20 protein-coding genes and 1 rRNA gene are annotated in these 19,099 nt (G+C 62.5%); 17 read left to right on the forward strand and 4 right to left on the reverse strand.

All coding sequences use genetic code 11. The features are described from left to right. The first annotated feature begins 169 nt into the window (after nt 1–169). The 4 genes from rrf (at nt 170) to BLS27_RS23030 (ending at nt 4,026) form a co-directional block, all read left to right on the forward strand. A 5S ribosomal RNA gene (gene rrf / locus BLS27_RS23015) occupies nt 170–285 on the forward strand. A 178-nt stretch (nt 286–463) separates the two neighbouring features. Next, a complete protein-coding gene (locus tag BLS27_RS23020; protein WP_090346935.1) occupies nt 464–1,123 on the forward strand; it encodes a paraquat-inducible protein A in 660 nt (219 codons plus the stop codon). Next, complete coding sequence (locus BLS27_RS23025; protein ID WP_090346945.1) at nt 1,110–1,733, forward strand: paraquat-inducible protein A; 624 nt, start codon at nt 1,110–1,112, stop codon at nt 1,731–1,733. Before BLS27_RS23020 ends, BLS27_RS23025 begins: the two co-directional genes overlap by 14 nt. Beyond that, nucleotides 1,726–4,026, forward strand: coding sequence for a PqiB family protein (locus tag BLS27_RS23030; protein WP_090346936.1), 2,301 nt, complete (start codon nt 1,726–1,728; stop codon nt 4,024–4,026). Before BLS27_RS23025 ends, BLS27_RS23030 begins: the two co-directional genes overlap by 8 nt. 152 nt (nt 4,027–4,178) lie before the next feature. Here BLS27_RS23030 and rpsT read toward each other — a convergent pair whose 3' ends face one another. Continuing rightward, nucleotides 4,179–4,457 (reverse strand): 30S ribosomal protein S20, encoded by a 279-nt coding sequence (gene rpsT, locus BLS27_RS23035; protein ID WP_010220592.1) that lies wholly within the window; start codon nt 4,455–4,457, stop codon nt 4,179–4,181. Between the two features lie 250 nt (nt 4,458–4,707). Here rpsT and murJ point away from each other — a divergent pair, with 250 nt between their 5' ends. The 6 genes from murJ (at nt 4,708) to ispH (ending at nt 12,043) form a co-directional block, all read left to right on the forward strand. Further along, the gene (murJ, locus tag BLS27_RS23040; RefSeq protein WP_090346937.1) at nt 4,708–6,246 is read left to right on the forward strand and encodes a murein biosynthesis integral membrane protein MurJ; all 1,539 of its coding nucleotides are present in this window, start codon (nt 4,708–4,710) and stop codon (nt 6,244–6,246) included. A gap of 118 nt (nt 6,247–6,364) precedes the next feature. Beyond that, complete coding sequence (gene ribF / locus BLS27_RS23045) at nt 6,365–7,315, forward strand: bifunctional riboflavin kinase/FAD synthetase (protein WP_043209678.1); 951 nt, start codon at nt 6,365–6,367, stop codon at nt 7,313–7,315. Continuing rightward, the gene (gene ileS / locus BLS27_RS23050) at nt 7,312–10,143 is read left to right on the forward strand and encodes an isoleucine--tRNA ligase (RefSeq protein WP_090346938.1); all 2,832 of its coding nucleotides are present in this window, start codon (nt 7,312–7,314) and stop codon (nt 10,141–10,143) included. Before ribF ends, ileS begins: the two co-directional genes overlap by 4 nt. Further along, on the forward strand, nt 10,136–10,651 hold the full coding sequence (gene lspA, locus BLS27_RS23055) for a signal peptidase II (RefSeq protein ID WP_043209674.1): 516 nt from the start codon (nt 10,136–10,138) through the stop codon (nt 10,649–10,651). The genes ileS and lspA overlap by 8 nt, the downstream gene beginning before the upstream one ends. Next, entirely contained in the window at nt 10,644–11,081 is a 438-nt protein-coding gene (gene fkpB / locus BLS27_RS23060) for an FKBP-type peptidyl-prolyl cis-trans isomerase (protein WP_043209672.1), read from the forward strand. Before lspA ends, fkpB begins: the two co-directional genes overlap by 8 nt. Nucleotides 11,082–11,095: 14 nt before the next feature. Beyond that, on the forward strand, nt 11,096–12,043 hold the full coding sequence (ispH, locus tag BLS27_RS23065) for a 4-hydroxy-3-methylbut-2-enyl diphosphate reductase (protein WP_043209670.1): 948 nt from the start codon (nt 11,096–11,098) through the stop codon (nt 12,041–12,043). Here ispH and BLS27_RS23070 read toward each other — a convergent pair whose 3' ends face one another. Further along, nucleotides 12,044–12,535: a GspH/FimT family pseudopilin gene (locus BLS27_RS23070; protein ID WP_043209669.1), complete on the reverse strand. Its 492-nt coding sequence runs from the start codon at nt 12,533–12,535 to the stop codon at nt 12,044–12,046. It lies immediately after the preceding gene. A 108-nt stretch (nt 12,536–12,643) separates the two neighbouring features. On the opposite strand from BLS27_RS23070, the gene BLS27_RS24350 reads away from it, so the two are divergent. Genes BLS27_RS24350 through thiO form a run of 5 tightly spaced genes read left to right on the forward strand, consistent with a single transcriptional unit; the run spans nt 12,644 to nt 15,670 of the window. Then, the gene (locus tag BLS27_RS24350; RefSeq protein ID WP_139205774.1) at nt 12,644–12,991 is read left to right on the forward strand and encodes a type IV pilus modification PilV family protein; all 348 of its coding nucleotides are present in this window, start codon (nt 12,644–12,646) and stop codon (nt 12,989–12,991) included. Continuing rightward, nucleotides 12,988–13,656, forward strand: coding sequence for a PilW family protein (locus BLS27_RS23080; protein WP_043209667.1), 669 nt, complete (start codon nt 12,988–12,990; stop codon nt 13,654–13,656). Before BLS27_RS24350 ends, BLS27_RS23080 begins: the two co-directional genes overlap by 4 nt. Further along, complete coding sequence (locus BLS27_RS23085) at nt 13,653–14,138, forward strand: hypothetical protein (RefSeq protein ID WP_090346939.1); 486 nt, start codon at nt 13,653–13,655, stop codon at nt 14,136–14,138. Before BLS27_RS23080 ends, BLS27_RS23085 begins: the two co-directional genes overlap by 4 nt. A gap of 1 nt (nt 14,139) precedes the next feature. Further along, entirely contained in the window at nt 14,140–14,538 is a 399-nt protein-coding gene (locus tag BLS27_RS23090; RefSeq protein WP_043209663.1) for a type IV pilin protein, read from the forward strand. Nucleotides 14,539–14,572: 34 nt separating this feature from the next. Further along, entirely contained in the window at nt 14,573–15,670 is a 1,098-nt protein-coding gene (gene thiO / locus BLS27_RS23095) for a glycine oxidase ThiO (protein ID WP_090346940.1), read from the forward strand. Between the two features lie 95 nt (nt 15,671–15,765). Here the strand turns inward: thiO and BLS27_RS23100 are convergent, their stop codons facing one another. Beyond that, nucleotides 15,766–15,996 carry a PP0621 family protein gene (locus tag BLS27_RS23100; protein ID WP_043209659.1) on the reverse strand — a complete coding sequence of 77 codons (231 nt, stop codon included), beginning with the start codon at nt 15,994–15,996 and terminating at the stop codon, nt 15,766–15,768. A 93-nt stretch (nt 15,997–16,089) separates the two neighbouring features. Further along, nucleotides 16,090–17,109: an outer membrane protein assembly factor BamD gene (locus tag BLS27_RS23105; RefSeq protein WP_043209657.1), complete on the reverse strand. Its 1,020-nt coding sequence runs from the start codon at nt 17,107–17,109 to the stop codon at nt 16,090–16,092. Nucleotides 17,110–17,257: 148 nt separating this feature from the next. Between BLS27_RS23105 and rluD the strand changes: the two genes are divergently transcribed. Then, the gene (gene rluD, locus BLS27_RS23110; RefSeq protein ID WP_043209655.1) at nt 17,258–18,220 is read left to right on the forward strand and encodes a 23S rRNA pseudouridine(1911/1915/1917) synthase RluD; all 963 of its coding nucleotides are present in this window, start codon (nt 17,258–17,260) and stop codon (nt 18,218–18,220) included. Beyond that, nucleotides 18,217–18,954 (forward strand): peptidoglycan editing factor PgeF, encoded by a 738-nt coding sequence (gene pgeF, locus BLS27_RS23115; RefSeq protein ID WP_043209653.1) that lies wholly within the window; start codon nt 18,217–18,219, stop codon nt 18,952–18,954. The genes rluD and pgeF overlap by 4 nt, the downstream gene beginning before the upstream one ends. The last annotated feature ends 145 nt before the right edge of the window (nt 18,955–19,099 follow it).

Consider the following 19,099-nt stretch of genomic DNA (forward strand, 5'->3'; position numbering starts at 1 on the left):
CGTTGAGCTAACCGATACTAATTGCCCGTGAGGCTTGACCATATAACACCCAAGCAATTTGCTTCTGCAGATTGCGGTGGTGAAGACGAAAGAACCGAAAGTTCGCAACCACAACGATCACATATCCGAATTGGCTGGAGTGTCATAAGACAGTCTGGCAACAGAATTTCTTGACGACCATAGAGCATTGGAACCACCTGATCCCATCCCGAACTCAGCAGTGAAACGATGCATCGCCGATGGTAGTGTGGGGCTTCCCCATGTGAGAGTAGGTCATCGTCAAGATTCATTTCGCAAAACCCCTATCTGCGCGAGCAGGTAGGGGTTTTGTCTTTTCTGGTGCCGACCGCTACGCTCCACTAGCAAGCGGTCCGGCACCCAGAGCCATCCCCATGGCCATCATCTCCCACAATTTGAGTCAGAGCACTAGAATAGCCTCCATTCATCTATTCAGAATTTCGATATGCTTAATCCTGTCGACTCCGAAGCGCTGGCCCATTTGCCGCTGGATAAGCTCGTGGCTTGCCACGAATGCGACCTGTTGATGCGTAAGCCGGTGCTACAGAATGACGAAAAGGCACATTGCCCGCGGTGTGGCTACGAGCTTTATGCTCATCGTCACAACGTGGTCAATCGCAGCCTTGCGTTGGTGTTGACGGCCTTGCTGCTCTATGTGCCCGCCAACTTTCTGCCCATCATGCAGCTGCACTTGCTCGGTCAGACGTCGGACGACACTGTCTGGAGTGGTGTGCTAGGCCTATTCAACTCGAATATGCGCGGCGTGGCAGTCGTCGTGTTCCTATGCAGCATGGCGATCCCATTGCTCAAGCTTCTCTGCCAATTACTGGTTCTATTGAGCATTCGCCTAGATATCGGACGAAGTTACGGATTGCTCTTCTATCGTATTTATCACCACCTGCGTGACTGGGGCATGCTCGAGGTCTACTTCATGGGGGTGCTGGTTGCCATCGTCAAACTGGTCGATCTCGCGGAACTGACCATAGGCCTGGGGCTGTTTTGTTTCATCAGTTTGTTATTGGTCCAGGTATGGCTGGAGGTAGTGATGTCACCACATCAGATCTGGAGTGCGTTGTCGGGGGAGGATGAGCATGCGGGCGATTGATGCAGGCATCCTGGTCTGTAATGAGTGTCATGAGCTGAACCGGCAGGCATCTGGCAGTGATGCGCAGTCCTGTACCCGTTGCGGCGCCACCGTGCATGCACGGCGCCCCAACAGTATCGTGCGCACTTGGGCGCTTCTGATCACCGCGTCCATTCTCTATATTCCCGCCAACGTGTTGCCGATCATGACAGTCAGCGCGCTGGGGCAGGGCAGCCCGGACACGATCATGTCTGGAGTCATCACCCTGCTCAAGCACGGCATGTTGCCTATCGCCGCCGTGGTGTTCATTGCCAGTATTCTGGTGCCCACCTTCAAGCTGGTGGGTATCGGGCTGTTGTTGTATTCGGTGCAACGTCATCAACCGCTGTCGGCGCGTCAGCGGATCCTGATGTACCGCTTCATCGAGTTCATTGGCCGCTGGTCCATGCTGGATATCTTCGTCATCGCCATCTTGGTGGCGGTGGTGAATTTCGGCCGTATTGCCAGCGTCGAAGCCAACTTGGGCGCCGTCGCCTTCGCCTCTGTGGTGATACTGACGATGCTTGCAGCTTTAACTTTCGATCCCCGACTGATTTGGGATAACACGGAGTCGGATAACGACCATGAGTGACATGCCTACGGCTAAAACCCGCCCAGCTTCGAACTGGTCGGCGATATGGATTTTGCCGCTGATTGCCTTGCTGATAGGTGGCTGGCTGGCTTGGCAGGCCTATCGTGATTCAGGGGTAGATATCCAGGTTCGTTTCCTGTCCGGTGAAGGCATCGTCGCCAACAAGACCGAAGTCATCTACAAGGGCATGTCCGTTGGCAAGGTGAAGGCCTTGGTGCTCGATGCCAAAGGAAGCAATACGGGTGTCATCGCCACCATCGAGATGAGGAAGGAGGCCGAGCCGCATCTGACCACCGGGACGCGCTTCTGGCTGGTGAAGCCGAGCGTCAGCCTGGCAGGGATCACAGGGCTGGAAACGCTGGTTTCAGGTAACTACATTGCCGTCAGCCCCGGTGAGGGGGAGAAGACCAAGCGCTTTACCGCCCTCTCCGAGGCACCGCCGTTGTCCGATAGCGAGCCGGGCCTGCACCTGACCCTCAAGGCCGATCGTCTGGGCTCGCTCAATCGCGACAGCCCTATTTTCTACAAGCAGATCCAGGTCGGCCGGGTGAAGAGCTACCGCCTTTCCGAAGACCAGGACACGGTAGAGATCAAAGTGTTCATTGAGCCGGCCTACGCGAATCTGGTGCGCAAGCACACACGATTCTGGAATGCCAGTGGCATCAGCATCGATGCGGATCTATCGGGTGTGAAGGTGCGCAGTGAATCCTTGGCCAGCATTGTCGCCGGGGGCATCGCCTTTGCCACTCCCGAATACCGCAAGGACAGCCCTCCCACCGACCCCAGCCTGCCTTTCCGTCTGTACGAGGACTTCGACGCTGCTCAGGCGGGTATCCGTATCAAGGTCAAGCTGACAGACTACGAAGGCCTGCAGGCTGGGCGTACCCCTGTCATGTACAAAGGTATCCAGGTGGGGTCGTTGAAAACGATGAAGATCGCGGACGACCTGACCAGCGCCACGGCCGAGTTGACACTCGACCCGCTGGCCGAAGACTACCTGGTCGAAGGGACGCAGTTCTGGGTGGTCAAGCCTTCCATTTCGCTGGCCGGTATCACGGGCCTGGAGGCCTTGGTCAAAGGCAACTATATCGCCATACGTCCAGGCGAGAAGGGCGCCAAGCCACAGCGCGAGTTCGAGGCGCGCCCGAAGGCGCCACCGTTGGACCTGAAAGCGCCAGGCCTGCACATGGTGCTGTTTGCCGATAACCTGGGCTCGCTGGAAGTCGGAAGCCCGGTGATGTATCGCCAGGTCAAGGTTGGTAGCGTGCAAAGCTACCAGTTTGCTCGCAACAGCAAGCGCATCCTGATTGGCGTGCATATCGAGAAGGAGTACGCCCATCTGGTCAACGGCTCCTCGCGCTTCTGGAATGCCAGTGGCATCACCTTGTCTGGCGATCTTTCGGGGATCAAGGTCAAGAGTGAATCGCTGCAGACGCTCATGGCAGGTGGTGTGGCATTCGATACGCCAAAGGCTGATGTGCCTTTGAAACGGCGCATTCCCCGCTTCCGCCTGCACGACAATCAGGAGGCCGCGGATCGTGCGGGTACCCAGATCACCATTCGTGTGGATCGCGCCGATGGCCTTAAGCCAGGCACGCCTATCCGCTTCCGCGGCCTGGATGTGGGGAGTGTGGAAAGCGTCGACCTGACGTCCGACCTGCAGGCTGTGCTGCTGCGGGCGCGCATCACCGGAGCCCAGGACCGCATCGCCCGGGTTGGTACCCAGTTCTGGGTGGTCAAGCCGGCCTTTGGCCTAGTGCGTACCGAAAACCTCGATACCCTGGTTGGCGGGCTCTACCTTGAGGTGCTGCCAGCGTTGAAGTCCAAGGGGCCGCAGCGCGACTTTATCGCCTTGCCCGAGGCGCCCGAGCTGACCGAGCCGGAGGTCGGCTTGCCGCTGACCCTCAGTGCACCGCGTCGTGGATCCATCAAGCCCGGCGTGCCGGTGACCTATCGTGAGGTGACAGTGGGCAAGGTGACGGGCTTCGAGCTGGGGCAGACCGCTGATCGTGTCCTTATCCACATCCTTATCGAGCCTCGCTACGCGGCCTTGGTGCGTGGTGGGAGCCGGTTCTGGAACAGCAGCGGCTTTGGCTTCGACTGGGGCCTGTTCAAGGGCGCCACGGTTCGCACCGAGTCCTTGGAGACGCTTATCGATGGCGGGATTGCCTTCGCGACGCCCGATGGCGACAAGATGGGCAGTCCAGCCCGGCCGCAACAGACCTTCGCCCTGTTCGACAAGCCTGAGGATGAATGGCTGCTGTGGGCGCCGAAGATCCAGATCGGCAAATAGTACGTGCAAAAGGGGCCGCAGTGCGGCCCTGTCACCATGCAAGGCTCGGCGCGTTGCGTGGTGACGGGGTCTCACTGCGGCCCTTTTCATTGGCTCAAATCGCAGGCAATAAAAAACCGACCCTAGGGTCGGTTTTTCGACAAGCGCATCGCTTAGGCAGCTGCAGCTTCTTTCAGCGCCTTGATGTGGCCATTCAGACGGCCTTTGTGGCGAGCAGCCTTGTTCTTGTGGATGATGCCTTTGTCGGCCATACGGTCGATAACAGGCACAGCCAGGGTGTAGGCGGCTTGCGCTTTTTCGGCGTCTTTTGCGTCGATGGCCTTGACTACATTCTTGATGTAGGTGCGGACCATGGAACGCAGGCTGGCGTTGTGGCTGCGACGCTTCTCAGCCTGTTTTGCACGTTTCTTGGCGGAAGGTGAGTTGGCCACCGTCGAGCTCCTCGAAAGACTTTAGGTAAATAGCAAACAAAATAGGCCGCGAATCATGCCGATCAGTCGAACGGTTGTCAAGGCCACCTTGAGGGTTCCGCCGAGCGGTTCGCGAGCGTGAAGGAATGATTCCTTTCTGCGCAGCGACCTGTAAACTCGGGAGTTTTGGCTTCCCCTTCAACGGCGCGGAAGTATCGCACATTCGGGCGCTTTCTGGCAGCGCCCTCCGTCCCTGGCGTGAAATTTTTCCATGAACCTGCTCAAATCCCTGGCCGCCGTCAGTTCCATCACCATGATCTCCCGGGTACTCGGGTTCATACGCGACACCATCCTGGCGCGGGTTTTCGGCGCCGGTATCGCGACCGATGCCTTTTTCATCGCCTTCAAGCTGCCCAACCTGCTGCGCCGGATCTTCGCCGAAGGTGCGTTCTCGCAGGCGTTCGTGCCGATTCTGGCGGAGTACAAGACTCAGCAGGGTGAGGAAGCGACCCGCACGTTCATTGCCTACGTCAGCGGCCTGCTGACCCTGGCGCTGGCTCTGGTCACCGCCCTGGGAATTCTCGCCGCGCCCTGGGTGGTCTGGGTGACCGCTCCGGGCTTCGTCGACAGTGCCGAAAAATACGAGCTCACCACCGCCCTGCTGCGGGTGACATTTCCTTATATATTGCTGATCTCTCTTTCCTCGCTGGCCGGGGCGATCCTCAATACCTGGAACCGTTTTTCGGTGCCGGCCTTCACCCCGACGCTGTTGAACGTCGCCATGATCGCCTTCGCCGTGCTGCTCACCCCGTATTTTGATCCACCCATCATGGCCTTGGCCTGGGGTGTGCTTGCCGGGGGGCTGGCGCAGCTGCTGTACCAACTGCCGGCATTGAAGAAGATCGGTATGCTCGTGCTGCCGCGGCTGAACCTGCGCGACACCGGCGTCTGGCGTGTGCTCAAGCAGATGCTGCCGGCGATCCTCGGAGTGTCCGTCAGCCAAATCTCGCTGATCATCAACACAATCTTCGCCTCCTTCCTGGTGGCCGGTTCGGTGTCCTGGATGTACTACGCCGACCGCCTCATGGAGTTGCCCTCCGGCGTGCTGGGCGTAGCGCTGGGCACCATCTTGCTGCCGACCCTGGCCAAGACCTACGCCAATCGTGACCGGCACGAGTATTCGCGGATTCTCGATTGGGGGCTGCGTCTGTGCTTCTTGCTGGTGCTGCCTTGCACCTTGGCCCTGGGCATTCTCGCCGAGCCGCTGACCGTCGCGCTGTTCCAGTACGGCAAGTTCACTGCGTTCGATGCTGCCATGACCCAGCGCGCCCTGATCGCCTATTCGGTCGGCCTGCTCGCGCTGATTCTCGTCAAGGTGCTGGCCCCGGGCTTCTATGCGCAGCAGAATATCCGTACGCCGGTGAAGATCGCGATCTTCACCTTGGTCTGCACCCAACTGCTCAACCTGGCCCTGATCGGTCCGTTGCAGCATGCGGGCCTTGCCCTGGCGATCAGTCTTGGGGCTTGCCTGAATGCCGGTTTGCTGTACTGGAAGTTGCGCAGCCAGCAGTTGTTCCAGCCGCAGCCGGGCTGGGCGGTGTTTCTGTGCAAGCTGGTACTGGCGGTGGGCCTGATGTCCGGTGTGCTGCTGGCTGGCATGCATTACATGCCAGCCTGGGAGCAGGGCGGGATGCCTGAGCGATTCCTGCGTCTAGGGGCATTGATCTTCGCGGGTGTGGTGACCTACTTCGGTTGCCTGTTCCTGTGCGGGTTCCGGCCTCGGCATTTTGCCCGCAAGGCCTTGCACTAAGGCCGATGTCGGGTCAGACGTCGGTTTTTCGCATTCCACGTCACCCCCTGGCGCTGCTGCCTGTCACCGGCGCCCGGGTGTGGTTATAATCGGCCACTTTATGAGCAAGAAGCGCGTTATGCAGCTGGTTCGAGGTCTTCACAACCTGCGCCCCGAGCACCGGGGCTGTGTCGCCACCATTGGCAACTTCGACGGGGTTCACCGTGGCCACCAGGCAATCCTGGCGCGCCTGCGCGAGCGTGGGCAGGCGCTTGGCCTGCCAACCTGCGTGGTGATCTTCGAGCCTCAACCACGTGAATACTTCGCCCCCGATACCGCACCTGCTCGCCTGGCTCGGCTGCGCGACAAGGTCGAACTGCTGGCTGCCGAGGGTATCGATCGGGTCCTGTGCCTGGCCTTCAACCAGCGCCTGAGCCAGCTCAGCGCCCAAGAGTTCGTCAAGGCCATCCTGGTCGACGGCCTGGGTGTGCGCCACCTCGAAGTGGGTGATGATTTCCGCTTCGGCTGCGACCGCGCCGGCGACTTCGCCTTCCTGGTCGAGGCCGGGCATCAATACGGTTTCAGCGTGGAGGCGGCCAACACCGTCATCCAGGACGGACTGCGGGTGAGCAGCACCGAGGTGCGCAAGGCGTTGGCCCAAGCCGATTTCGAGCTGGCTGCGCACCTGCTGGGCCGCCCCTACCGTATTACCGGCCGGGTGTTGCACGGCCAGAAGCTGGCGCGCCAGCTCGGCACACCCACCGCCAATATCCAGCTCAAGCGCCGCCGCGTGCCGCTGAGCGGCGTCTACCTGACCAGCGCCGAGATCGACGGCAAGGTCTGGCCAGGTGTCGCCAACATCGGGGTTCGTCCCACCGTCGCCGGTGATGGCCGTCCCCACCTGGAGATTCATCTTTTGGATTTCGCCGGCGATCTGTATGGCCGGCGCCTGACGGTGGAGTTCCACCAGAAGCTGCGCGAGGAGCAGCGTTTCGCCTCCCTGGAGGCGCTGAAGTCGGCGATCGACGCGGACATCGCCGCCGCACGTGCCCATTGGCACGCTCAACCGCTAACGAAGAGCCTGAAATGACCGACTACAAAGCCACGCTTAACCTTCCGGACACCGCCTTCCCGATGAAGGCCGGCCTGCCTCAGCGCGAACCGCAGATCCTGCAGCGCTGGGACAGCATTGGCCTGTACCAGAAGCTGCGTGAAATTGGCAAGGATCGTCCGAAGTTCGTCCTCCATGACGGCCCGCCCTATGCCAACGGCAAGATTCATATCGGTCATGCGCTGAACAAGATCCTCAAGGACATGATCGTCCGTTCCAAGACCCTGTCGGGCTTCGATGCGCCCTACGTACCGGGCTGGGACTGCCACGGCCTGCCGATCGAGCACAAGGTCGAGGTCACCCACGGCAAGCACCTGACCGCAGACCGCACCCGCGAACTGTGCCGTGAGTACGCCGCCGAGCAGATCGAAGGCCAGAAGACCGAGTTCATCCGCCTGGGTGTCCTGGGCGACTGGGACAACCCCTACAAGACCATGAACTTTGCCAACGAGGCTGGTGAAATCCGTGCCCTGGCCGAGATGGTCAAGCAAGGTTTCGTGTTCAAGGGCCTCAAGCCTGTGAACTGGTGTTTCGACTGCGGATCGGCACTGGCCGAGGCCGAAGTCGAGTATGCCGACAAGAAATCCCAGACCATCGACGTGGCCTTCCCGGTCGCCGATGCCGACAAGCTGGCTGCCGCCTTCGGCCTGGCGAGCCTCGCCAAGCCCGCCGCCATCGTCATCTGGACCACCACCCCTTGGACCATCCCGGCCAACCAGGCGCTGAATATCCACCCGGAGTTCAACTACGCCCTGGTCGACACCGGCGAGCGCCTGCTGGTGCTGGCCGAAGAACTGGTCGAGTCCTGCCTCAAGCGCTACAACCTGGAAGGTTCGGTGATCGCCACCGCGCCGGGTTCGGCACTTGAACTGATCAATTTCCGTCACCCGTTCTACGACCGCCTGTCGCCGATCTACCTGGCCGACTACGTCGAACTGGGCGCCGGTACCGGCGTGGTGCACTCCTCGCCAGCCTACGGTGAAGACGACTTCGTCACCTGCAAGCGCTATGGCATGGTTAACGAAGATATCCTCACCCCGGTGCAGAGCAACGGCGTGTATGTCGAGTCGCTGCCGTTCTTCGGCGGCCAGTTCATCTGGAAGGCCAACCCGGCCATCGTCGACAAGCTGAGCGAAGTCGGCGCGCTGATGCACACCGAGACCATCAGCCACAGCTACATGCACTGCTGGCGTCACAAGACCCCGCTGATCTACCGCGCCACCGCCCAATGGTTCGTCGGCATGGACAAGCAGCCCACCACCGGCGAGCCGCTGCGTGAGCGTGCCCTCAAGGCCATCGAAGACACCAAGTTCGTGCCGTCCTGGGGCCAGGCCCGCCTGCACGCGATGATCGCCAATCGCCCTGACTGGTGCATCTCGCGTCAGCGCAACTGGGGCGTGCCGATTCCGTTCTTCCTCGACAAGCAGACCGGCGAGCTGCACCCGCGCACCGTCGAGCTGATGGAAGAAGTGGCCAAGCGCGTCGAGAAGGAAGGCATCGAGGCGTGGTTCAAGCTGGATGCCGCTGAATTGCTCGGTGAAGAAGCCGGCCAGTACGACAAGATCTCCGACACCCTGGACGTCTGGTTCGACTCCGGCACCACCCACTGGCATGTGCTGCGTGGTTCCCACGATATCGGCCATTCGACCGGCCCGCGCGCCGACCTGTACCTGGAAGGCTCCGACCAGCACCGCGGCTGGTTCCACTCTTCCTTGCTGACCGGCTGCGCCATCGACAACCATGCGCCATATCGCGAACTGCTGACCCACGGCTTCACCGTGGACGAGAGCGGCCGCAAGATGTCCAAGTCGCTGGGCAACACCATCGAGCCACAGAAGGTCAACGACACCCTGGGTGCCGATATCCTGCGCCTGTGGGTCTCGGCCACCGACTATTCCGGCGAAATGGCGGTCTCCGAGCAGATCCTGCAGCGTAGCGCCGACGCCTACCGTCGTATCCGTAACACCGCGCGCTTCCTGCTTTCCAACCTGTCCGGCTTCGACCCGGCCCGTGACCTGCTGCCGGCCGACGACATGCTGGCGCTGGACCGCTGGGCCGTCGACCGCACCTTGCTGCTGCAGCGCGAACTCGAAGAGCACTACAGCGAGTACCGTTTCTGGAACGTCTACTCCAAGGTGCACAACTTCTGCGTTCAGGAGCTGGGTGGCTTCTACCTCGACATCATCAAGGACCGCCAGTACACCACCGGCGCCAACAGTGTCGCCCGACGCTCCTGCCAGACCGCGCTGTACCACATCAGCGAGGCCCTGGTGCGCTGGATCGCCCCGATCCTGGCGTTCACCGCCGACGAGATCTGGCAGTACCTGCCAGGCGAGCGCAACGAGTCGGTGATGCTCAACACTTGGTACCAAGGGCTGTCCGAGCTGCCGGAAGGCTTCGAGCTGGATCGCGCCTACTGGGATCGCGTCATGGCGGTCAAGGCAGCGGTCAACAAGGAGCTGGAGAACCAGCGCGCGGCCAAGGCCATCGGTGGCAACCTGCAGGCTGAAGTCACCCTGTTCGCCGAAGAAGGCCTGAGCGCCGACCTGGCCAAACTGGGCGATGAACTGCGCTTCGTGCTGATCACTTCCGCCGCCAGCGTGGTGCCGTTCGTCCAGGCGCCGGCCGATGCCGTGACAACCGAAGTCGAAGGCCTCAAGCTGAAAGTCGTCAAGTCCGGCCATGCCAAGTGCGGCCGTTGCTGGCACTTCCGCGCCGACGTCGGCAGCCACCCGGAGCATCCGGAAATCTGCGGCCGCTGCGTAGACAACCTCAGCGGTTCCGGCGAGGTGCGCCACTATGCCTAATCCTGCAGCGGGGCGCTTGGGGCGCCTTGCCTGGCTCTGGCTGAGCCTGGTGGTCCTGGTCCTTGACCAGGCCACCAAGGTCTATTTCGAGGGTGCCCTTAAGCTGTACCAGCAGATCGTGGTCATCCCCGATTACTTCAGCTGGACCCTGGCCTACAACACTGGTGCTGCATTCAGCTTCCTGGCCGACAGCTCCGGCTGGCAGCGCTGGCTGTTCGCCCTGATCGCCGTGGTGGTCAGTGCGGTGCTGGTGGTCTGGCTCAAGCGCCTGGGGCGCAACGACACCTGGCTGGCCGTGGCCTTGGCGCTGGTGCTCGGTGGTGCGCTGGGCAACCTGTACGACCGCATTGTGCTGGGCCACGTGGTCGACTTCATCCTGGTGCACTGGCAGAACCGTTGGTATTTCCCGGCCTTCAACCTGGCCGACAGCGCTATCACCGTTGGTGCGGTGATGCTGGCGCTGGATATGTTCAAGAGCAAGAAGTCCGGAGAGCCTGTCCATGACTGAAACCCGTATCGGTCAGAACACTGAAGTCACCCTGCACTTCGCGCTGCACCTGGAAAACGGCGACACCGTCGACAGCACGTTCGACAAGGCACCGGCCACCTTCAAGGTGGGCGACGGTAATCTGCTGCCAGGCTTTGAAACCGCGCTGTTCGGCTTCAAGGCCGGTGACAAGCGTACGCTGACCATCGTCCCTGAGAACGCCTTCGGCCAGCCGAACCCGCAGAACGTACAGGTCATGCCGCGCTCGCAATTCGTTGACATGGAGTTGTCCGAAGGCTTGCTGGTGATCTTCAACGACGCCGCCAACGCCGAGCTGCCTGGCGTGGTCAAGGCGTTCGACGACGACCAGGTGACCATCGATTTCAATCACCCACTGGCTGGCAAGACCCTGACTTTCGAGGTGGAGATCCTCGAGGTCAAGGCCCTGTAAGCCTGGAGCCGAGCATGCAAATCAAACTCGCCAACCCTCGCGGATTCTGCGCGGGGGTCGACCGGGCGATCGAGATCGTCAACCGCGCCCTGGAAGTCTTCGGCCCGCCGATCTATGTGCGTCATGAAGTGGTGCACAACAAGTTCGTGGTCGAGGACCTGCGCAACCGCGGGGCCATCTTCGTCGAAGAGCTCGACCAGGTGCCGGACGACGTCATCGTCATCTTCAGCGCCCATGGTGTTTCCCAGGCCGTGCGCCAGGAAGCGGCCGGCCGGGGGCTGAAGGTGTTCGACGCCACCTGCCCGCTGGTGACCAAGGTTCACATCGAGGTGGCCAAGTACAGTCGCGATGGCAAGGAGTGCATTCTCATCGGCCATGCCGGGCATCCGGAAGTCGAGGGCACCATGGGCCAGTACGACGCCAGCAATGGCGGCGCGATCTACCTGGTCGAGGATGAGGACGATGTCGCCAACCTTCAGGTTCGCGATCCCGAGCACCTGGCCTTCGTGACCCAGACGACTCTGTCGATGGATGACACCAGCCGTGTCATCGACGCCCTGCGTGCGCGCTTCCCGAACATCGGTGGTCCGCGCAAGGACGACATCTGCTATGCCACGCAAAACCGTCAGGACGCCGTCAAGCAGCTTGCCGATGAGTGTGACGTGGTACTGGTGGTCGGCAGCCCCAACAGTTCCAACTCCAACCGCCTTCGCGAGCTGGCCGAACGCATGGGGACCCCGGCGTACCTCATCGACGGTGCCGAGGACCTGCAGCAAGGCTGGTTCGAGGGCGTGGCCCGTATCGGCATCACCGCGGGTGCCTCGGCTCCCGAAGTGCTGGTGCGTGGCGTGATCGAACAACTGCGTGCCTGGGGCGCCACCGGCGCTGAAGAGCTCGATGGCCGGGAAGAGAACATCACCTTCTCCATGCCCAAGGAACTGCGGGTTCGCTCGCTGATCTGATCAGGCGCCTGCGCACCGTGACGAGTCTCTCGTTCCGGTGCGCAGGTCGACCCTGCCGCTGGGTGCCAACACCACCCAATACCGGCTCGTTTGCTCCGTGCGTGGGCAAATCTCCAACGTAGCCCCGAGAAACCCGCGATTGCCCCGCAGCGGAACGCCCAGGCCGCTGAATGTCACCTCGTTATCCACATTGCTGGCGATCTCGAGCCTGCGCGCGAGGCGTTGCTCGTGCAGTAGTTGCCCGTTGTGTGCCAGGTGTGTACGCCAGCCCAGACCCCAGTCCCCCTCCAACGCTTGTACCTGTACCGCTTGCTGCTGTAGCACGGCATGGCTGCGTGCGCTACGCAGTGCTTGCGCCAAGTAGCGGGCCGCGGCGGCTTGGTGCAGGTCGTGACTGAGATTGGCGTAGGCCGGCAATCCAACTTGTGCCAGAAGGCTGATCAGCGCCAAGGCGCACATCATTTGTATCAGTGTTGCTCCACGTTGCTGCACCGTGCATTTCTCCCAGGACGTGCTTCGCTGTAGCTTCGAGGCCGACGGACAGGGCGTCCAGTCGGCAGATTTGGAGAGCAAGAGCAGGAAAATTCCCAGGAGGGAAGGATGCAAGCGAGGGAGCGCGGCATAACGCTGCTGGAAGTGCTGTTGACGATGACTGTGTTGGCGCTGGGGTTGTTCGCTGCCGCGGCTCAACAATTGCGCGGGTTGCAGATAAGTGACGAGGCGCGGCGTGACAGCCAGGCGGTCTATTTGGCGCAAGGGTTGTTGGAGCGCGGCAGGGCGCTCGGTGTCCTGCCGGAGGCCGAGCGGGCGGATTGGCAAGGCCGGATTCGCCGGCTGCTGGGTGCTTCGGCGCAAGGTCGGGCGACGGGCGCCGGTGAAACCTGGTCGTTGGAAATTCACAGGTCAGGCCAGGCGCTCATCAGTTTGCGGGGCAGGGTATCGCCATGAGGCATACCCAGGCAGGCTACGGGTTGCTCGAGGCCTTGCTGGCGCTGACGATCGGGCTGGTACTGCTGGGGACGGCGAGCCAGGTGTTCGTGTCCACCTATCAGGCTTGGCAAGCGCAGGCCGCCACGGCACGACTGCAGGATGACGCCCGGCTGGCGTTGCATCGCATGGCTCAGGACATCCGTTCGGCCGGTATGTTGGGCTGCCTGCGTCACGACGCCATCACCTTCGACAGCCCGGCGGCAGCCGCCGCCTTCGCCCAGCCTGTGCGCATCGCCCGAACCGGGGGCGGACGCCTGGAGAGTCTGAACCTGGTCGGTGAGCAATTACCCGGTACCGGGCGACAAGCGGACTGGGTACTGCTGACCGATTGCCTGAGCTGGGCCCAGGTGAGTAACCCGCGCGACGTCAGCGCGCGATCCGATGCGCTGCTGTTCCCCCTCCAGCGCATTGCCTACCAACTGCAGGGTAATGATTTGCGGTTGGTGCGTGGCAGCCAGTCCCAGACGCTGATCGATCAGGTGCGTGACCTGCGCGCCACGCTGGTGCCGACGCAAGAGGGCGGGCGCGTCGATGTGCAGCTCACGTTGTTCGATCCGCGCCACCAGATCGAGCTGCGGCATGAGATGAGTGTGGCCCTGCGCAACCGGTTGCCCGAGTCATGAGGCGCCAACGGGGTATCGTCCTTCTGACCGGACTGCTGCTGAGTCTGCTCTTGGGGCTGCTGGCGGCATCGGCGCTGCACGACGCCCTGCGGCTGGCGCGCTCGACTGCTCAACTGCTGGTCAGTGCCCAAGCACTGGAGCAGGCAGAGGCAACCTTGCTGGAGGGCCGTGACCGCTTGCTGCGGGCGCCGCCAAGGCCCTGCGCGCCGCCCTGTGCGCCGCCCGCCGAAGCCCATGATGTGCGGGGCGGGGAGGCGGCATGGCAGCGAGCGGAGCAGGGTTTTTTCTTTCTGCAGAACCTGGGTGAAAGCACTCGGGCGGTACATGTCCCCGAAGACATCCCTGTGCGCCTGTTCAGGGTCACGGCGGTGAGCCAGCACCTGACGGCGCGGCATGTGCTGGAAGCAATCTACGCCGTTGAGGCAGGGCAAAAGACGCGCGCCCAGCGCATCGTATGGCGCCAACGATTGAGGGAACAGTGACATGCAGCGAGGCCTTGGCCTGATCGAATTGTTGATTGTGCTGGCGGTGACCGGCATTCTGGCAGCCATTGCCTACCCCAGTTACAGCGACCAGCTCAGGCGTGCCGCGCGAAGCGAAGTGATTGGCCTGCTGCAGGACGCAGCCCTGCGTCTGGAACGCCACAGAGCGCGTACTGGACAGTACGCCGATCCTGACCCTCAGGTACCGCCTTTGCCTGTCGGCACACGCTATTACCGCTTGCTGGCGCAACGTGACGACGACAGCTTCGTGCTGCTCGCCAGGCGCCTGCCCGAGGGCATGATGGTTGACGATCGTTGTGGCGACTTCCAGCTCGATCAGGCTGGAGTGCGTGGCAATCCGGGTGCCGGCATGCCGGCCGAAGATTGCTGGGGGCGTTGAAGGCCCGGTTTTAATTCAGCTAGTGGATCGACAGATGAGCAAGCAAGTAGTGGTTGTCGGTGGTGGGGTGATCGGGCTGCTGACGGCGTTCAACCTGGCGCCGAAGGTCGACCAGGTGGTGGTATGCGATCAGGGTGAGGTGGGGCGCGAGTCGTCCTGGGCCGGCGGCGGTATCGTCTCGCCGCTGTACCCCTGGCGCTACAGCCCGGCGGTAACCGCCCTGGCGCACTGGTCGCAGGACTTCTATCCACAATTGGGTGAGCGCCTGTTCACCTCTACCGGCATCGATCCGCAAGTGCATACCACCGGCCTGTACTGGCTGGACCTGGACGACGAAGCCGAAGCCCTGGACTGGGCTCAGCGCGAGCAGCGGCCGTTGAGCGCTGTGGATATCTCGGCGGCATACGATGCAGTACCGGTGCTTGGCCCTGGCTTCAAGCGCGCCATCTACATGGCGGGGGTGGCCAATGTGCGTAACCCGCGCTTGGTGAAGTCACTCAAGGCTGCATTGCTGGCGATGCCCAATGTGACCCTGCGCGAGCATTGCCCGGTCAGCGGGTTCTGCCAGGAAGGTGGCCGCATTACTGGCGTACACACTAACGAGGGCGTGCTGACGGCGGACGAGGTGGTGCTCAGTGCCGGTGCCTGGAGTGGCGACCTGCTGCGTACACTGGGGTTGGAACTGCCGGTGGAGCCGGTGAAGGGGCAGATGATCCTGTTCAAGTGCGCCGAAGACTTCTTGCCGAGCATGGTCCTGGCCAAAGGGCGCTATGCCATTCCGCGTCGTGACGGGCACATCCTGGTGGGCAGTACCCTCGAGCACGCCGGATACGACAAGACTCCCACCAACGAGGCGCTGGAAAGCCTCAAGGCTTCGGCGGTGGAGCTATTGCCGGCCTTGGCGAATGCCGAAGTGGTAGCACATTGGGCTGGCCTGCGCCCTGGCTCGCCGGAAGGGATTCCCTATATCGGGCCAGTGCCGGGGCACGAAGGGCTGTGGTTGAACTGCGGGCATTACCGCAATGGGCTGGTGCTGGCGCCCGCATCGTGCCAGCTGTTCACCGACCTGTTGACCGGCGGTCAGCCGATCATCGATCCGGTGCCTTATGCGCCAGGTGCGCGTCTGGTTTGACTTCGCAGCTCCCGCAGGATCTGTGGGAGCGCGTTTATCCGCGAATAGGTCGGCGCCAGCACGAGGCAGTTGTTCCGCACAGCCAACGATCGACCTCAGCGCTGTTGCCCTGGCCCTTGCTCCAGATGAGCCTGGCTGCAATACCAGTCATTGCCCCGTCGCAATGCGCGATCGTTGGGTAGGTGCACGCCGCAGTGGGCGCAGCGCACCATCTTCAGCGGGTCATCGAGCTTGGGCTCGGAGGAAGACTGCTGGCTGGCGTTGAATTTGCGCCACAGCCAGAACGCAGCGCCGATCACGGCGATCCAGAAAAGTAGACGAACCATGGTGTCCAGTTTGTCGAGAGGAAAGACCGACAGTCTAGGGCGCAGCCAATAAAAAAGGGAGGCCTTGGGCCTCCCTTTCTGTTGCGCGTGATATCAGTCGAACAGACCAAAGGTCATGTAGCTGAACCACGAGCGGTCTTTTTCGGCTTCTTTCGGGCCTTCCGGCAGGATCGGGTTGCCGTCCTCGTCCTTGGGCAGCAGCTCTTCAGGCATCTCCGAGCGCGCATCCTGGAACTGCTTGACCACGTCCTGGTTGGCGCGGGTTTCGCCCGGCGGCAGCGGGGTCTCGGTCTCGATCAGGCCCAGGGTGGCCTTGGACAGCCAGGAGCGGTTGTCGGCTTCTTCCTGCTTGGGCTGGAATTGACCGTCGACCAGGCTCGGGTGGTCCGGGTAGTTGAGCTTGAGGGTTTCCAGGCTGGTGGCAGCCAGTTCGTCCAGGTGCAGGCGCTGGTAGGCCTCGACCATCACGGCCAGGCCGTCGCCGACCGATGGGGTTTCCTGGAAGTTCTCGACCACGTAGCGGCCACGGTTGGCGGCGGCCACATAAGCCTGACGGCTCAGGTAGTAGTCGGCGACGTGAATTTCGTAGGAAGCCAGCAGGTTGCGCAGGTAGATCATGCGCTGCTTGGCGTCCGGCGAGTAGCGGCTGTTGGGGAAGCGGCTGGTCAGCTGGGCGAACTCGTTGTAGGAGTCGCGGGCGGCACCTGGGTCACGCTTGGTCATGTCCAGTGGCAGGAAGCGCGCCAGCAGGCCGCGGTCCTGGTCGAACGAGGTCAGGCCCTTGAGGTAATAGGCATAATCGACGTTCGGGTGCTGCGGGTGCAGGCGGATGAAGCGCTCGGCGGCGGATTTGGCAGCCTCCGGCTCGGCATTCTTGTAGTTGGCGTAGATCAGTTCCAGCTGTGCCTGGTCGGCGTAGCGGCCGAACGGGTAGCGCGATTCCAGGGCCTTGAGCTTGTTCACGGCGCTGGTATAGCTGTGGTTGTCCAGGTCGGCCTGCGCCTGCTGGTACAGCTCGGCCTCGCTGAGGTTCTCGTCGACGACTTCCTTGTTGGAGGAACAGGCAGCGGTGAGCCCGAGAATGGCGATCAGCAGCAGGTGTTTCACTTGCATGGCGGCTTGCGTCCCTTTGACGGCCGCTGTCTTGGGCGGTGCCGTCCTGTTATGATGAGCGCCCCCGGCCAAACCCGGGGCAAAAGAAGCCGTATTTAACCACAAGCGTGCAGCTGAAACCAAAGGCTGTGCGCCCGCCGAATCGAGCATGTCCGAGATCATTCAACTTAGCGCAGAGGTCCCGTCCGAACTGGGGGGCCAACGCCTCGACCAAGTCGCCGCCCAACTCTTCTCCGAGTACTCGCGCTCGCGCCTGTCCTCGTGGATCAAGGACGGCCGCCTGACGGTCGACGGCGCGGTACTGCGCCCGCGCGATATCGTCCACAGTGGCTCCGTCCTGGCCCTCGACGCCGAGCAGGAAGCCCAGGGTGAATGGGTGGCCCAGGACATCGAGCTGGATATCGTCTACGAAGACGACCAGATCCTGGTGATCAACAAGCCTGCCGGGCTGGTGGTCCACCCGGCGGCGGGCCATGCCGACGGCACCCTGCTCAATGCCTTGCTGCACCACGTGCCGGACATCATCAACGTGCCGCGTGCCGGTATCGTGCATCGCCTGGACAAAGACACCACCGGCCTGATGGTGGTGGCCAAGACCCTGCAGGCCCAGACCAACCTGGTCGACCAGCTGCAAAAGCGCTCGGTCAGCCGCATCTACGAGTGCATCGTGGTCGGGGTGGTCACCGCCGGTGGCAAGATCGACGCGCCTATCGGCCGTCACGGCGGCATGCGCCAGCGCATGGCGGTGACCGACGGCGGCAAGCCTGCGGTCAGCCACTATCGCGTACTCAAACGCTTCCGCTCGCACACGCATGTGCGGGTCAAACTCGAAACCGGCCGTACCCACCAGATCCGCGTGCACATGGCCCATGTGGGCTTCCCGCTGGTCGGCGACCAGACCTACGGCGGGCGCTTCCGCATTCCACCGGCAGCCAGCGTGGCCATGGTCGAGGCGGTCAAGCACTTCCCGCGCCAGGCCTTGCATGCGCGCTTCCTGGCGTTGGACCACCCGACCACCGGCGAACGCATGGAATGGGCTTCGCCGTTGCCGGATGATTTCGTCTGGTTGCTGTCGCTGCTCGCCCAGGACCGTGAGAGCTTCATCGGATGAGCGGCCTGACGCAGTCGCTGCTGTTCCCCGACTGGCCGGCCCCGGCCTCGGTGCACGCCTGCGTCACCACCCGCGAGGGCGGCGTCAGCCTGCCGCCCTACGAGTCCTTCAACCTGGGTGACCACGTGGGCGACGACCCGGTTGCGGTCGCCGAGAATCGCCGCCGCCTGAGCGACGCCTTCGGCATCCGGCCGGCCTGGCTCAAGCAGGTGCATGGCCTGGTTGTGGCCGATGCCGACCCGGCGGTGGTGGCCGAGGCCGACGCCAGTTTCACCGACCAGCCCGGCATCGCCTGCACGGTGATGACCGCCGACTGCCTGCCGGCCCTGTTCTGCGACCGTGCCGGTACCCGCGTGGCGGCCGCTCATGCAGGCTGGCGCGGGTTGGCTGGCGGTGTGCTGGAAGCCACGCTCGATCGCCTCGGTGTTCCTGCCGACGAGGTGTTGGTATGGCTGGGCCCGGCCATTGGGCCACAGGCGTTCGAGGTGGGGCTGGAAGTGCGCGATGCTTTTACCGCCGTGCACCCCGAGTCTGCTGCAGCCTTCGTCAACGGTGAGCGCCCGGGCAAACTGATGGCCGATATCTACCAGCTGGCGCGTATCCGCCTGGCGGCCCGTGGTGTCACTGCTGTGTATGGTGGTGGTTTCTGCACGGTCAACGACCCTCGCTTCTTCTCTTATCGACGCACGCCGCAGGGTGGGCGTTTCGCTTCGTTGGTCTGGCTGCGGCCTTGATGCCCTAGAGGCCGCTTCGCGCCTCATCCCAGACCTCGCCAGCGCCTATAGTCTCGCGAATATCTTGTAGAAGCCTGCCCGGGCGCGCAAAGCGCTCTTGGTCAGATCCGCACTGCTGACCTATGTCAACCCCGCTAAGCTTGAA

The sequence above is a fragment of the Pseudomonas guariconensis genome, from assembly GCF_900102675.1.
GTDB classification, from domain to species: domain Bacteria; phylum Pseudomonadota; class Gammaproteobacteria; order Pseudomonadales; family Pseudomonadaceae; genus Aquipseudomonas; species Aquipseudomonas guariconensis.

Excerpts from the sequence above, each read along its gene's own strand:
- BLS27_RS23025 (WP_090346945.1), top strand. The coding sequence starts at position 1,110 with ATGCGGGCGATTGATGCAGGCATCCTGGTCTGTAATGAGTGTCATGAG.
- lspA (WP_043209674.1), top strand. The coding sequence starts at position 10,136 with ATGCCTAATCCTGCAGCGGGGCGCTTGGGGCGCCTTGCCTGGCTCTGG.
- BLS27_RS23105 (WP_043209657.1), bottom strand. The coding sequence starts at position 17,109 with ATGCAAGTGAAACACCTGCTGCTGATCGCCATTCTCGGGCTCACCGCT.
- BLS27_RS24350 (WP_139205774.1), top strand. The coding sequence starts at position 12,644 with ATGCAAGCGAGGGAGCGCGGCATAACGCTGCTGGAAGTGCTGTTGACG.
- ileS (WP_090346938.1), top strand. The coding sequence starts at position 7,312 with ATGACCGACTACAAAGCCACGCTTAACCTTCCGGACACCGCCTTCCCG.
- ribF (WP_043209678.1), top strand. The coding sequence starts at position 6,365 with ATGCAGCTGGTTCGAGGTCTTCACAACCTGCGCCCCGAGCACCGGGGC.
- pgeF (WP_043209653.1), top strand. The coding sequence starts at position 18,217 with ATGAGCGGCCTGACGCAGTCGCTGCTGTTCCCCGACTGGCCGGCCCCG.
- BLS27_RS23030 (WP_090346936.1), top strand. The coding sequence starts at position 1,726 with ATGAGTGACATGCCTACGGCTAAAACCCGCCCAGCTTCGAACTGGTCG.
- murJ (WP_090346937.1), top strand. The coding sequence starts at position 4,708 with ATGAACCTGCTCAAATCCCTGGCCGCCGTCAGTTCCATCACCATGATC.
- BLS27_RS23020 (WP_090346935.1), top strand. The coding sequence starts at position 464 with ATGCTTAATCCTGTCGACTCCGAAGCGCTGGCCCATTTGCCGCTGGAT.
- ispH (WP_043209670.1), top strand. The coding sequence starts at position 11,096 with ATGCAAATCAAACTCGCCAACCCTCGCGGATTCTGCGCGGGGGTCGAC.
- BLS27_RS23080 (WP_043209667.1), top strand. The coding sequence starts at position 12,988 with ATGAGGCATACCCAGGCAGGCTACGGGTTGCTCGAGGCCTTGCTGGCG.
- BLS27_RS23085 (WP_090346939.1), top strand. The coding sequence starts at position 13,653 with ATGAGGCGCCAACGGGGTATCGTCCTTCTGACCGGACTGCTGCTGAGT.
- thiO (WP_090346940.1), top strand. The coding sequence starts at position 14,573 with ATGAGCAAGCAAGTAGTGGTTGTCGGTGGTGGGGTGATCGGGCTGCTG.
- fkpB (WP_043209672.1), top strand. The coding sequence starts at position 10,644 with ATGACTGAAACCCGTATCGGTCAGAACACTGAAGTCACCCTGCACTTC.
- rluD (WP_043209655.1), top strand. The coding sequence starts at position 17,258 with ATGTCCGAGATCATTCAACTTAGCGCAGAGGTCCCGTCCGAACTGGGG.
- BLS27_RS23100 (WP_043209659.1), bottom strand. The coding sequence starts at position 15,996 with ATGGTTCGTCTACTTTTCTGGATCGCCGTGATCGGCGCTGCGTTCTGG.
- BLS27_RS23090 (WP_043209663.1), top strand. The coding sequence starts at position 14,140 with ATGCAGCGAGGCCTTGGCCTGATCGAATTGTTGATTGTGCTGGCGGTG.